Origin of the sequence: Rhodanobacter denitrificans (assembly GCF_000230695.2) — a bacterium.
GTDB lineage: Bacteria > Pseudomonadota > Gammaproteobacteria > Xanthomonadales > Rhodanobacteraceae > Rhodanobacter > Rhodanobacter denitrificans.
The window spans coordinates 1,459,517-1,471,590 of sequence record NC_020541.1; the positions used below are offsets into that span (position 1 = coordinate 1,459,517).

Consider the following 12,074-nt stretch of genomic DNA (forward strand, 5'->3'; position numbering starts at 1 on the left):
TATATACGTGGCATCGGCGTGGGTGAAGGGGGACGGACGGTGAACATCGCAGGGCTTCGATCGCGCCAGGGGTACCGCCATCGCTGCCTGGCGACGATCGTCGCGGGCTTGTCGATCGCGTGGACGTGTGCCGGCAGCGCGGTGGCAGCGGAGCATGGCGCCGGCCAGCCGCCGTCGATCCGCTTCGGCATCCTGCCGATCGGCAGCGCCGCCGAATCGCTGGAACAGTGGCGACCGCTGCTGGACGACCTGCGCAAGCGGCTGCAACTTCCGGTGACCACCGTATCGGTGGGCAGCTACGCCGGCCTGTCCGATGCGATCGGCGCACAGCGGGTGGACATCGCCTTCCTCTCCGGCAAGCTGGCGGTCGAGGCGGTGACGCGCCAGCACATGCAGGTATTCGCCCAGTTCGTGCGCAGCGACGGCGCCAAGGGCAACGTCGCCACGCTGGTGGTGCGCGCCGACAGCCCGATCCGCAACCTCGACGAGCTGCTCTCCACGCCGGGCAGCGGCTGGCGCTACGCGCGCAGCGAACACCTGTCGGTGACCGGCTATGTCGCGCCGGAGGCCTACGTGTTCGCGCCGCGCGGCCTCAACTCGGACACCTTCTTCGGCAGCGTGCGGGTAGGCGATCACCAAAGCAACCTGCTCGCGGTGGTCAATCGCGAAGTGGACGTGGCCAGCAGCAACAATCCGGACATGGACCTGTTCCGGCGCAATTTCCCGGGCGAGGCAGGGCAGCTGCGGGTGATCTGGCACTCGCCGCTGATTCCTTCCGGGGTGCTGGTGGTCCGCGACGGCATACCCCGGTCGCTGCGGCAGAAATTGACCGCATTCCTGCTCGGTTACGGCAAGGCCGCTGGCGAAGCCGGCGTACGCGAGCGCGCGAACCTGGCCCGCATTCCCGACCTGGGCGGCTTCGCACCGGAGGACAACCGCGTGCTGGAGCCGTTCGTGGACATGCAGTACACGCTGCTGCGACAGCAGGCCGAGCACGGCCAGTGGGTCACCCCGCAGGCCCGACAGGCCCGTCTGGCGCAGATCGAGGCCGACCACCGCCGTGCCGTGCGGCAGCTGCAGCCGCGCTAGGTGCCGGTCGGCCCCGCCGGGGGCAAGGCCTATTCGTAATCCACCGCCAGCACGGCGAACCGGGCGACTCCGCCCGGCAGCTCGGCGCTGAATTCGTCGTCGACGCGCTTCTTCAATACTGCCCGCGCCAGCGGCGAGTCGACGCTGATCCAGCCGCGCCTGGCGTCGATCTCGTCCGGGCCGACGATGCGGTAGCGGTGGAGCTCGCCGGTGGCGACGTTTTCCAGTTCGATGCAGGCGCCGAAGAACACCGCCTGGCGATCGCCCGGTGCGCCTTCGGCCACCTTCAGCGCGGGGATGCGCTTGCTGAGGTAGCGCGCGCGGCGGTCGATCTCGCCGAGCTGCTTCTTGCGGTAGGTGTATTCGGCGTTTTCCGAACGGTCGCCCTCGGCGGCGGCCGCGGCGAGCGCCTTCACCACTTCCGGGCGCAGCACGTGCCACAGCTGGTCGAGCTCGGCCTTCAGCCGCTCGAAACCCGCGCGGGTGACGATCGCGGTGGAGCCGGGCGAGGGCGGGCGCCAGCGGCTCATGCCGGGCTGGCCAGCTGGCGCCGTTGCGCGTCGATCTCGCTGCACAACGGATGATCCGGCCAGGCGGCGGCGAGCCGTTCCAGCAGCGCCGCCGCCTCGGCGCGCTGGTCGGCGTGGGCGGCAAGCTGGCGTGCGGCCAGCAGGCCGTAGTGCGGGGCGTGCGGATCGCGCGGCCAGTGCGCGAGGTAGCCGCGGCACAGCTGGATGGCGAGCCGGTTCATGCCCAGCCGGGCGGCCAGTTCGGCCAGTTCGCCGCAGGTGCGCGGGTCGTCCGGCACGAACGCGGCGTCGATGCCGGTGCATTCCTGCAGCACGCCGAGTGCGCGGCGCGATTCCTTCTGGGCGATCAGCGCGGCGATCCAGATCTGCCCGTGCACCAGCAAGTCCTCGCGCAGGCCTTGCCGCCGCAGCAGCTCGCGGTAGAGCTGGTGTACCGACGCCAGCGCGGTGCGCTCCTGCAGGCGGGCGGCCAGTTGGCGCAGCGCCGCCAGCGGGTCGTCGGCGGCGAGCCGGCGCGCCTCGTCGAGCAGGCGGTCGTCGGCGTCCTGGTGGGAAGCGACGACGAGTTTCTCGGCCTCCGGCTCGAGGCCGAAACGCTCGTGGCGCTGGTGGATCATCGCCCCCATCAGGTGGAAGGCCAGCACGATCAGGTAGGTGTAGGCGAAGGCGAACAGCGGCAGCGCCAGCAGTCGCGGCAGCAGTGCGGTGGTGACCGAGGCCAGCACGATCAGCAGGCCGAGCAGCAGGTTGATCGCTACGGGAATCAGGTAGGCGATCCCGAAACCGCCGATGACACGGACCCAGTTCGCCGGGTTGATCGCCAGCGCCAGGTTGCCGTCGAACGCCAGCGACATGTCGATCGCCGGCAACACCAGGGCGGACAGGATCAATACCGGCCACAGCAGGCGCGGGAAGAACACGATGGCGACCACGCACAGCGCGACCACCAGCAAGTGGATCGCGGTGAGGCCCCAGCCGCTCGTACTGTTGCCGTCGAAGCCGACATCCGGCGGGTCGGCATAGCCGTTGGCGGTGTGCAGCAGGCAGTCGGCGGCGTAGCGCCAGGTGGCAGCCCAGACCAGCGCACCGGCCAGCGCGCCGGTCCAGGAAGGCAGCAGGCCGACGTAGTGGATCAGCGCCAGCACCACGCAGGTGGGCAGTGCGGCGCCGCGCAACGGGTAGCCGAAGCCGGCCGCGAGGCGCTCGCCGAACGGCGTATCGGCGGGAACCACTTCAACGCGCGGCATCGGCGGCGCCTCAGCGCTTGCCGCCGAAGATGCCGCCCAGCACGCCGCGCAGGATCTGCCGGCCGAGCTGGCTGCCCGCCGTGCGTACCATCTGCTTGCCCATCGTCTCGATCATGCCCTGGCGCCGCTTGGTGCCGAACAACGCGTCGTGTACGGCGCCGCCCCAACCTGCTTCCTCGGCCTTGCCCGGCGCGCCGGTCGCCGCGGCGTCGGCGCTCGCCTTGTCGTCGGCGCGTTTGGCCAGCATCTCGGCGGCCGACTCGCGGTTGAGCGGGTTGTCGTACTTGCCGCCCACCGGCGAGCGCTGGCGGATGGTGGCGCGCTCGGCCTCGCTGATCGCGCCGATGCGGCAGCATGGCGCCGTCACCAGCACCTGCTCCACCGGCGAGGGCACGCCGCCGTTGCCCAGGGTGGAGGCCAGCGCCTCGCCGACGGCAAGCCTGGTGATCGCCTCGCTGACGTCGAGCTTCGGGTTGGCGACGAAGGTCTCCGCCGCCGCCTTGACCGCCTTCTGGTCGCGCGGCGTGAACGCACGCAGCGCATGCTGGATGCGGTTGCCGAGCTGGCCCAGGATCACGCCGGGCACGTCGTCGGGGTTCTGCGAACAGAAGTACACGCCCACGCCCTTGGAGCGGATCAGCCGCACCACCTGTTCCACGCGCTGCAGCAGCGCCGGCGAGGCGTCGTCGAACAGCAGGTGTGCTTCGTCGAAGAAGAACACCATCTTCGGCTGGTCGAGGTCGCCCACTTCGGGCAACTGCTCGAACAGCTCGGACAAGAGCCACAGCAGGAAGGTGGAGTACAGCCGCGGCTTGAGGATCAGCTGGTCGGCGGCGAGCACGTTGATGATGCCGCGGCCGCTCATGTCCTGGCGCATCAGGTCGGCCAGCTCCAGCGCCGGCTCACCGAAGAACTGGTCGGCGCCGTCGCTCTCCAGCTTCAGCAGCGCGCGCTGGATCGCCGCGATGCTGGTGGTGCTGATCAGCCCGTACTTCGCCGAGAGCGTCTTGGCGTTGTCGGCGGCATAGGTGAGCAGGGCGCGCAGGTCGGCCAGGTCGAGCAGCAGCAGGCCCTGCTCGTCGGCGGCCTTGAACACCACCTCCAGCACGCCTTCCTGGGTGTCGTTCAGTTCCAGCACGCGGCCGAGCAGGGTCGGTCCCATCTCGCTGACGGTCGCGCGCACCGGGTGGCCGAGCTTGCCGTAGATGTCCCAGAACACCACTGGGTTCGCCTGCGCCTTCCAGTCGGCGAGCTTGAGCTTGTCCAGCCGCGCCTTGAGCTTGTCGCCCGGCTCGCCGGCAGCCATCGCCAGGCCCGCCAGGTCGCCCTTGGCGTCGGCCAGGAAGCACGGCACGCCCAGCCGCGAGAAACCTTCGGCCAGCACCATCAGCGAAACGGATTTGCCGGTGCCGGTGGCGCCGGCGATCATGCCGTGGCGGTTGCCGTAGTGCGGGTCGAGGCTGACGCTGGTGCTGTCGTTGCGGCCGATCAGGATCTCAGTCATGGCGTTCCATCCATTGCAGGTCAAGCGATTGTAACCAAGCCGGCGACGCTGTCGCGGCGCGTTGAGTCGAAGCCTTGCGCCCGCTATGGTGGGCGTTTTCCGCAGGTAGAAGTTCGTGATGCCGTCGTGTTCCGTTGTGCGTACCCTGCGTCTGGCTCCGCTGGCCGTCGCGATCAGTCTGCTGGCCGCCTGTGCCAGCACCGGCGGCGCCAGGCCGGCCACCCCGCTCGACACGCTGTACGGCGAACTCGACCAGGCCAGCAAGGGCTACGAGACCGCCCTGCAGCAATCGCGCGAAGGCGACCTGCAGGCCTCGCGGCTGAGCCTGACCCACTCGCTGGATCGCCTGAAGGAGGCGTCGGCACGTTGCGGCAATACTGCCGGCTGCGATCCGCAGCGGTTCTTCTCCGCGTTCGACCACCTGCTGCGCCTGAAGGACGGCGATTTCGGCAGCGGCCAGGATCTGGACAGCGACGTCGATCCAGCGCAGGCTGCGCTGGCCACCGGCAGCACCGGTGCCGCCAGCCTGCCGCAGGCGCAGCGCAGCGTGACCCTGCTGCACGGGCAGAAGCTGTCGCAGCTGATCGCGATGAACGGGCCGGTGAAGGCGGCGCTGGAGATGTGGCTGACCCAGTGGCGCCCGCAGTTGATGGATGCCTGGGTCAACTACCAGTACCTGCGTTACCAGATGTGGCCGCAGTACCAGAAGGCGGACCTGCCCGAGGCGCTGCTGTTCGGCATCATGGCCAAGGAATCCGGCGGCAAGGTGCACGCCGTGTCGCGCTCGGGCGCGTCGGGGCCGCTGCAGTTCATGTACGCCACCGGCATGCGCTTCGGCCTGGGCAGCGACAGCGGCTTCGACTTGCGCTTCGATCCGGCCGCCTCGGCGCGGGCGAACGCGGAGTACATCAACGAGCAGTTGCGCGTCTTCAACGACAACCTCGAACTCGCGCTCGGCGCCTACAACGGCGGCGAAGGGCGCATGCGCCGCACGGTCGGCGACGATACCGCGGTGAGCTTCTACGACCCGCGCATCTACGACCAGCTGTCGCAGGAAACCCGCGACTACGTGCCGGCGGTGCTCGCCGCGGCGTGGCTGTTCCAGCATCCGGACAGCTACAACCTGCGCTTCCCGAAGGTCGACGGTGCGCCCGGTACGGTCACCCTGCAGCGGCCGGCCTCGTTGTCGGAGCTGACTGTCTGCCTGGGCTCGGCCGGCGGAATGAGGGATGGCTGGTTCCGCACCCTGCGCAACCTCAACCCACGGCTGGACCCGCAGGTGACCCAGCCGGTCGGCACGCCGCTGCAGTTGCCGAAGCTGCTGGAGCGCGCCTACGCCACGCGCTGCGTCGATGGCCCATGGCCGATCCTCGCCGGCGACCTGCACCGCGCGGTGGTGCCGGTGGTGGCGGCCCCGGTGGCGCCGGTGCCGGTGCCGAGGGGCACCCGCCGCTACACCGTTCGCCGGGGCGACACGCTGATCAGCATCGTGCGCAAGCTGCATTGCTCCAGCGTGCAGGAAGTCGCCGAATCGAACGGGCTGAAGCATCACCGCATCAGCATCGGGCAGACCTTGAAGCTGCCGGTCTGCCGCTGATCCGCTGCCGCGCCGTACGCCTTCAGGCGACGGCGCTTTCCTGCACCCAGCTGTTGCCGTTGTGGTTGCCGGCGGTGCCGGCGCCGTGAACTTCCTTCAGTTCGCGCAGCAGTTGCATCAGCTGGCGGTGCTGCGGCTGCAGGCTGGCGTGCGGGGAGTTCTTGGTTTCGTGATAGGCCACGGCCAGCCACAGCGCGATGCCGCGCAGCGCCACTTCGGCGTTGTTCGAACACGCGCGCTCGTAACCCGCCTCGGTGCCCTGACCCCAGGGCAGGTAGCGCGCTTCCGGCGCGGTGCCGTATAGGTGGGGGAAGTCGCTGCGCGAGGCTTGCCCGATCTCGCGCAGGGTGAGCGTGCCCAGGCGCTCGCGGCTGCGCTTGGGCAGGGCGCGCACGCTGCGTTCGATGTCGCGGAACTGCCGGCCCAACCGGCGCGCGCGCATCATCACGAGGAACGGAGTGAGTATTTGCATGGGATCCCCTTCGGCGCTGGAGTTTCGCGGCGCGCAGTGCGGGCGGCGAAGCCAGGAGCGTAGCGAAGCGATCGCTGCAATAGCGCCTAGGACGTCACAAAATGACGCACGGCGTCAGTTTGGGGCGATGCTCAGCGGCGTTCCAGCCGTTGCCCCAGCCGTTGGCCCACCTGCACGGCCTGCTGCGGCTGCAGGGCGTCCAGCTCGGCCGCGCCCTCGGGCAGCAGCAGGATCACGGTGGAACCCATGTTGAAGCGCGCCATCTCGGCGAAGCGTTCCAGCGTGACGTGCTGGCCGGCGAACGACTTGCGCCGGATCGACGACGCGTACGGCGGGATCACCAGGCCGTCCCACACGGTGGCCACCGAGGAGACCAGGATCGCGCCCACCATCACCACCACGAACGGGCCGTGTCCGCCCTCGAAGTGGCAGACCAGCCGCTCGTTGCGGGCGAACAGCCGCGGGATCGCCGCGACCGCGAACGGCGCCACGCTGAAGATGCGCCCGGGCACGTGCACGGTTTCCTTCAGCGTGCCTTTCAGCGGCATGTGCACGCGGTGGTAGTCGCGCGGCGACAGGTAGACGGTGACGAAGCGGCCGTTGCGGTACGGCGCGGCGGCGGTCTCGTCGCCGCCGAGCAGTTCGGCGGCGGTGTATTCCTGCCCCTTCGCCTGGAAGATGCGCCCGTCGACGATCGTGCCGGCCTGGCTGATACGGCCGTCGGCCGGCGAGAGCAGGGCGGTCGGGTCGGCATCGGCCTGGCGTGCGCCGGGCTTGAGCTTGCGCGTGAAGAACGCATTGAAATGCTGGTAGGCCAGCGGGTCGGGCTGCGCCGCCTCGGCCATGTTCACGTCGTAGTTGCGCACGATGGTGGCGATCAGCCAGTTCTTCCACGGCGCGAAGGTCCAGCGCGTGGCCCAGTAGACCACTCGCGACAGCGCGCGGTGCGGCAGGATGTACTGCAGGAATACGTTGAAAGTCATCCGCCCAGTATACGGGGTGGACACCGCTGCAGGCCTTATAATGACCGGCCAATCCGCCGCACCCTGGATCGCAGTGACCGCCGAGCTCGCCACCATCATCGACTTCATCCGCTACGGTGCCAGCCGCTTTTCGGCCGCCGGGCTCACCTTCGGCCACAGCCACGACAACCCGATCGACGAGGCCACCCATCTGGTGCTGGCCAGCCTGCACCTGCCGCCGGACATTCCGCCGGCGTACGGCGCCGGCCGGCTCACCGCGGCCGAGCGCGCGAACGTGCTGGCGTTGATCGAGCGCCGCGTCAGCGAGCGCCTGCCGGTGGCCTACCTGGTCGGCGAAACCTGGTTCGCCGGGCTGAAGTTCAAGAGCGACCGCCGCGCGCTGGTGCCGCGTTCGCCGATCGCCGAGCTGATCGAGTCGGGCTTCGCGCCGTGGCTGGACGAGCGCCACATCGAGCGCGCGCTGGACCTGTGCACCGGCTCGGGCTGCATCGGCATCGCGATGGCCGAGTACAACCCCGAGTGGCTGGTCGACATCGTCGACATCAGCGACGAGGCGCTGTCGCTGGCGCGCGAAAACATCGCCTTCCAGCACGTCGAGGGCCGCGTCGAGGCGATCCGCTCCGACCTGTTCGCCGGCGTGGCCGGGCGCAAGTACGACCTGATCGTCTCCAACCCGCCGTACGTCACCGAGGACGAATACGCCGCGCTGCCCGGCGAGTACGCGCACGAACCGAAGCTGGGCCTGACCTCCGGCGTGGACGGCCTGGACCTGTGCCTGCGCATGCTGGACGAGGCGGCCGACCATCTCACCGACGACGGCCTGTTGATCGTCGAGGTGGGCGAGAGCGAGCACGCGCTGGCCGCGTTGCTGCCGGAAGTGCCGTTCGTGTGGATCGAGTTCAAGGTCGGCCCGATGGGCGTGTTCGCGCTGGAGCGGCGCGACCTGGTCGAGCACGCGGCGGCGATCCGCGCGGCGGCGGCCGCGCGTCGCCCGGGCTGAGCGATGGAGCTGGTCACGGCGCGATTGCGGATCGACGCGTTGCGTCCGGCCGATGCCGAGGCACTGTTCGCCTGTCGCGCCGATCCCGCGGTGGCCCGCTACCAGGGCTGGTGTCCGGCCGACGTCGCCGCCGCTCGCGGGTTCATCGTCACACAGCCGCTGCAGCCTGCACATGGCTGGTTCCAGCGCGCGATCCGCCTGCGTGAAAACGGCCGGCTGATCGGCGACCTCGGCCTGAACCTGCCCGAGGATGCCAGGGCATCGGTCGAGTTCGGCATCAGCATCGCGCCGGCCGGGCAGGGCCGCGGCTACGCCGGCGAGGCGGTGCGTGCGCTGTTCGAGCAGGCGTTCGGCGCGTGGGGCCGGCACCGCGTCCAGGCCTCGGCCGACCCGCGCAACCTGGCCTGCGTGGCGCTGCTGCGCGCGCTGGGCATGCGCCAGGAGGCCCATCACCGCGAGAGCCTGTGGTTGCGCGGCGAATGGGTCGACGACGTGGTGTTCGCCCTGTTGGCCCGCGAGTGGCTGGCGCCCCCACCGTAGGAGCCCGCTGGCGGGCGATGCTTTTGTTCTGAATCTCCACCAGGCATCAAGACAAGAGCATCGCCCGCCAGCGGGCTCCTACCGGAGGCCACTGCCGGTATGCTTCGATCTTTAGTCCCGGATGTCCCATGTCCAGCAATTCCTTCGGCAAACTGTTCACCGTCACCACCTTCGGCGAAAGCCATGGGCCGGCGATCGGCTGCGTGATCGACGGCTGCCCGCCGGGGCTGGCGATCAGTGCCGAGGAATTCCGCAGCGACCTCGATCGCCGCGCCACCGGCCGCAGCCGCTACACCTCGCAGCGGCACGAGGCGGACGAGGTGGAAATTCTTTCCGGCGTGTATGAAGGCAAGACCACCGGTACACCGATCGCGCTGCTGATCCGCAACACCGACCAGCGCAGCAAGGACTACGGCGACATCGCGTCGAGCTTCCGTCCCGGTCACGCCGACTACACCTACTGGCAGAAGTACGGCATTCGCGATCCGCGCGGCGGCGGGCGTTCCTCGGCGCGCGAGACCACCATGCGCGTGGCTGCGGCCGTGCTCGCCAAGAAGTGGCTGGCCGAGCACCACGGTGTGCGCGTGCGCGGCTACCTGGCGCAGATCGGCGAGGTCGTGCCGGATGCGTTCGACTGGGACGCGGTGGAGCAGAACCCGTTCTTCTGGCCCGATGCGGACCAGGTGCCGGCGCTGGAGACCTACATCAACGCGCTGCGCAAGTCCGGCGACTCGGTCGGTGCGCGCGTCGACGTGGTCGCCGACGGCGTGCCGCCGGGTTGGGGCGAACCGATCTACGGCAAGCTCGACGGCGACCTGGCCAGTGCGCTGATGTCGATCAACGCGGTCAAGGGCGTGGAGATCGGCGACGGCTTCGCTGCGGTCGCGCAGCGCGGCAGCGAGCATCGCGACGAGATGAACATGGACGGCTTTGCGTCCAATCACGCCGGCGGCATCCTCGGCGGCATCAGCAGCGGCCAGCCGGTGGTCGCCTCGATCGCGCTGAAGCCGACTTCCAGCATCCTGATCCCCGGCCGCAGCGTGAACCTGGCCGGGGAACCTGTGGAAGTGGTGACCAAGGGTCGTCACGATCCCTGCGTCGGCATCCGCGCCACCCCGATCGCCGAGGCGATGGTGGCGCTGGTGCTGATCGACCATGCGCTGCGCCACCGTGCCCAGTGCGGCGACGTGGGGGCGGTGGCGCCGCGCATTCCGTGATGAATCGACTATCGCAACCGGACCCGTGCCGATGACCGACAAGCCCCGCGTCTGGGTTTCGCGCTCCACCTTCCCGGGCATCGTCGCGCGGCTCGAACCGCACTTCGAGGTGACGGTCGAGCCGGAGGAACGCAAGTTCAGTCCCTCCGAGCTGGCGGCCGGGCTGGACGTGTTCGAAGGCGAGCCGGCGCTGCATCCGGGCCTGCTCGAACTGGACAACGTCGTGCTCAGCCCGCATATCGCCAGCGCCAGCACCGAAACGCGCCGTGCGATGACCGCCCTGGCCGTGGACAATGTGCTGGCGCTGTTCGGCCATGGTCCGCAGGCCGGGCGGCCACCCACGATCCTCAATCCCAACGTGCTGGCCTGACCGCCGGCACGGCTTTCCACCCTGAGCGAAGAACACCACCCATGAGTCAGAAGAGCAGTTACAAGGTCGCCATGGTCGGCGCCACCGGCGCGGTCGGCGAGACTGTGCTGGCGATCCTCGCCGAGCGCGAGTTCCCGGTCAGCGAGCTGGTGCCGCTGGCGAGCGAGCGTTCGGCCGGCGGCAAGGTCAAGTTCGGCGGCAAGGACGTCACCGTGCAACTGCTGGACACCTACGACTTCGCCGGCGTCGACATCGCGTTCTTCTCGGCCGGCGGTTCGGTCAGCCGCGAGCACGCGCCGCGCGCGGCGGCGGCCGGTGCGGTGGTGATCGACAACACCTCGGAGTTCCGCTACCAGGACGACATCCCGCTGGTGATCAGCGAAGTCAATCCGCACGCGATCGCGCAGTACACCACGCGCGGCATCATCGCGAACCCGAACTGTTCGACCATGCAGATGCTGGTGGCGCTGGCGCCGATCCACCGCGCGGTGCAGATCGAGCGGATCAACGTGGCCACCTACCAGTCGGTTTCCGGCGCTGGCCGCAGCGGGATGGAGGAACTGGGCCGGGAGACTGCGGCGCTGCTGAACTTCCAAAGCGTGGAGCCGGGCAAGAAATTCCCGGCCCAGATCGCGTTCAATGTGATCCCGCAGATCGACGATTTCCAGCCGAACGGCTACACCAAGGAGGAAATGAAGCTGGTGTGGGAGACCCGCAAGATCCTGGAGGACGAGTCGATCCAGGTGAACCCGACCGCAGTGCGCGTGCCGGTGTTCTATGGCCATTCCGAGGCAGTGCACATCGAGACCAGCGACAAGATCACCGCCGACGAGGCCCGCGAACTGCTGCGGCAGGCGCCGGGCGTGGTGCTGGTGGACGAGCGCAAGCCGGGCGGCTATCCGACCCCGGTGGGCGAGGCGGCCGGCACCGATGCGGTGTACGTCGGGCGCATCCGCGAGGACATCTCGCACGAGCGCGGGCTGGATCTGTGGATCGTCTCGGACAATATCCGCAAGGGCGCGGCGCTGAATGCGGTGCAGATCGCCGAATTGCTGATCGAGGATTATCTCTGACATGCGTTGGATGCCACTCATGGCGGCCGTGGGGTTTGTCACCGTGTCGGCGGCCTGGGCCGGCGACCGGGCGACATCGTTGCCGACCGCGCCCGCACCGGCAAAGTCGCTGTCGACGGTCCAGCGGCATCTGGCCGGCAGCCAGGCCGAGGTGAAACGGCTGAAGCAGGATCTGGACCGGCAGGAGTTGGACAGCCGGCGGGCCAGCGAACGGCTGAAGCAGCAGGACCAGGCCATCGCCGAGCTGCAGCGACGGCTGCACGAGTTGCAGGCCGGACCGGCCCCGGGCTCGCGTTGAAAAAGGCCGCTTCGGTGAGAACATGCCGCAGCAATGCATTGCAAGTATTCGCTGCAGCTATTGTTGATTGGCCTGCATGTAACTAAAGTGGCACCTCATTTGGGGCGGGCCGCCATGGCGGCAACGCCATGAACGAATTAGAGAGTCGCGCCAG

At 69.1% G+C, this 12,074-nt stretch carries 12 protein-coding genes and 1 pseudogene; 8 read left to right on the forward strand and 5 right to left on the reverse strand.

What is annotated here, in order from left to right; translation table 11 throughout:
* Window positions 1–39 precede the first annotated feature (39 nt).
* Window positions 40–1,089 (forward strand): phosphate/phosphite/phosphonate ABC transporter substrate-binding protein, encoded by a 1,050-nt coding sequence (gene phnD / locus R2APBS1_RS06535; protein WP_015447313.1) that lies wholly within the window; start codon window positions 40–42, stop codon window positions 1,087–1,089.
* Window positions 1,090–1,118: 29 nt separating this feature from the next.
* Here phnD and greB read toward each other — a convergent pair whose 3' ends face one another.
* The 3 genes from greB to R2APBS1_RS06550 are packed head-to-tail and all read right to left on the reverse strand — an operon-like array spanning window position 1,119 to window position 4,370.
* On the reverse strand, window positions 1,119–1,619 hold the full coding sequence (greB, locus tag R2APBS1_RS06540) for a transcription elongation factor GreB (protein WP_007512936.1): 501 nt from the start codon (window positions 1,617–1,619) through the stop codon (window positions 1,119–1,121).
* Window positions 1,616–2,866, reverse strand: coding sequence for a tetratricopeptide repeat protein (locus R2APBS1_RS06545; protein WP_015447314.1), 1,251 nt, complete (start codon window positions 2,864–2,866; stop codon window positions 1,616–1,618). Before R2APBS1_RS06545 ends, greB begins: the two co-directional genes overlap by 4 nt.
* A gap of 10 nt (window positions 2,867–2,876) precedes the next feature.
* Window positions 2,877–4,370, reverse strand: coding sequence for a helicase HerA-like domain-containing protein (locus tag R2APBS1_RS06550; protein ID WP_015447315.1), 1,494 nt, complete (start codon window positions 4,368–4,370; stop codon window positions 2,877–2,879).
* A gap of 118 nt (window positions 4,371–4,488) precedes the next feature.
* Between R2APBS1_RS06550 and R2APBS1_RS06555 the strand changes: the two genes are divergently transcribed.
* Window positions 4,489–5,967 (forward strand): transglycosylase SLT domain-containing protein, encoded by a 1,479-nt coding sequence (locus tag R2APBS1_RS06555; RefSeq protein WP_015447316.1) that lies wholly within the window; start codon window positions 4,489–4,491, stop codon window positions 5,965–5,967.
* 22 nt (window positions 5,968–5,989) lie between these two features.
* Here the strand turns inward: R2APBS1_RS06555 and R2APBS1_RS06560 are convergent, their stop codons facing one another.
* On the reverse strand, window positions 5,990–6,439 hold the full coding sequence (locus tag R2APBS1_RS06560; RefSeq protein ID WP_015447317.1) for a hypothetical protein: 450 nt from the start codon (window positions 6,437–6,439) through the stop codon (window positions 5,990–5,992).
* 131 nt (window positions 6,440–6,570) lie between these two features.
* Complete coding sequence (gene asd / locus R2APBS1_RS06565; protein ID WP_015447318.1) at window positions 6,571–7,422, reverse strand: archaetidylserine decarboxylase; 852 nt, start codon at window positions 7,420–7,422, stop codon at window positions 6,571–6,573.
* A 40-nt stretch (window positions 7,423–7,462) separates the two neighbouring features.
* On the opposite strand from asd, the gene prmB reads away from it, so the two are divergent.
* From prmB to R2APBS1_RS06595, 6 genes and pseudogenes are all read left to right on the forward strand, one after another.
* Window positions 7,463–8,422: a 50S ribosomal protein L3 N(5)-glutamine methyltransferase gene (prmB, locus tag R2APBS1_RS06570; RefSeq protein ID WP_015447319.1), complete on the forward strand. Its 960-nt coding sequence runs from the start codon at window positions 7,463–7,465 to the stop codon at window positions 8,420–8,422.
* A gap of 3 nt (window positions 8,423–8,425) precedes the next feature.
* On the forward strand, window positions 8,426–8,962 hold the full coding sequence (locus tag R2APBS1_RS06575) for a GNAT family N-acetyltransferase (RefSeq protein ID WP_015447320.1): 537 nt from the start codon (window positions 8,426–8,428) through the stop codon (window positions 8,960–8,962).
* 128 nt (window positions 8,963–9,090) lie between these two features.
* Window positions 9,091–10,179, forward strand: coding sequence for a chorismate synthase (gene aroC / locus R2APBS1_RS06580; protein WP_015447321.1), 1,089 nt, complete (start codon window positions 9,091–9,093; stop codon window positions 10,177–10,179).
* A 154-nt stretch (window positions 10,180–10,333) separates the two neighbouring features.
* Window positions 10,334–10,549: pseudogene (locus R2APBS1_RS20500) on the forward strand (hydroxyacid dehydrogenase); the annotation flags it as partial.
* A 41-nt stretch (window positions 10,550–10,590) separates the two neighbouring features.
* Window positions 10,591–11,622: an aspartate-semialdehyde dehydrogenase gene (locus tag R2APBS1_RS06590; protein ID WP_015447323.1), complete on the forward strand. Its 1,032-nt coding sequence runs from the start codon at window positions 10,591–10,593 to the stop codon at window positions 11,620–11,622.
* 19 nt (window positions 11,623–11,641) lie between these two features.
* Entirely contained in the window at window positions 11,642–11,920 is a 279-nt protein-coding gene (locus R2APBS1_RS06595; RefSeq protein WP_015447324.1) for a hypothetical protein, read from the forward strand.
* Window positions 11,921–12,074: the final 154 nt, after the last annotated feature.

Coding starts and splice junctions, on each gene's coding strand:
- greB (WP_007512936.1), bottom strand. CDS start 1,619: ATGAGCCGCTGGCGCCCGCCCTCGCCCGGCTCCACCGCGATCGTCACC.
- R2APBS1_RS06545 (WP_015447314.1), bottom strand. CDS start 2,866: ATGCCGCGCGTTGAAGTGGTTCCCGCCGATACGCCGTTCGGCGAGCGC.
- R2APBS1_RS06550 (WP_015447315.1), bottom strand. CDS start 4,370: ATGACTGAGATCCTGATCGGCCGCAACGACAGCACCAGCGTCAGCCTC.
- R2APBS1_RS06555 (WP_015447316.1), top strand. CDS start 4,489: ATGCCGTCGTGTTCCGTTGTGCGTACCCTGCGTCTGGCTCCGCTGGCC.
- R2APBS1_RS06560 (WP_015447317.1), bottom strand. CDS start 6,439: ATGCAAATACTCACTCCGTTCCTCGTGATGATGCGCGCGCGCCGGTTG.
- asd (WP_015447318.1), bottom strand. CDS start 7,422: ATGACTTTCAACGTATTCCTGCAGTACATCCTGCCGCACCGCGCGCTG.
- prmB (WP_015447319.1), top strand. CDS start 7,463: ATGACCGGCCAATCCGCCGCACCCTGGATCGCAGTGACCGCCGAGCTC.
- R2APBS1_RS06575 (WP_015447320.1), top strand. CDS start 8,426: ATGGAGCTGGTCACGGCGCGATTGCGGATCGACGCGTTGCGTCCGGCC.
- aroC (WP_015447321.1), top strand. CDS start 9,091: ATGTCCAGCAATTCCTTCGGCAAACTGTTCACCGTCACCACCTTCGGC.
- R2APBS1_RS06590 (WP_015447323.1), top strand. CDS start 10,591: ATGAGTCAGAAGAGCAGTTACAAGGTCGCCATGGTCGGCGCCACCGGC.
- R2APBS1_RS06595 (WP_015447324.1), top strand. CDS start 11,642: ATGGCGGCCGTGGGGTTTGTCACCGTGTCGGCGGCCTGGGCCGGCGAC.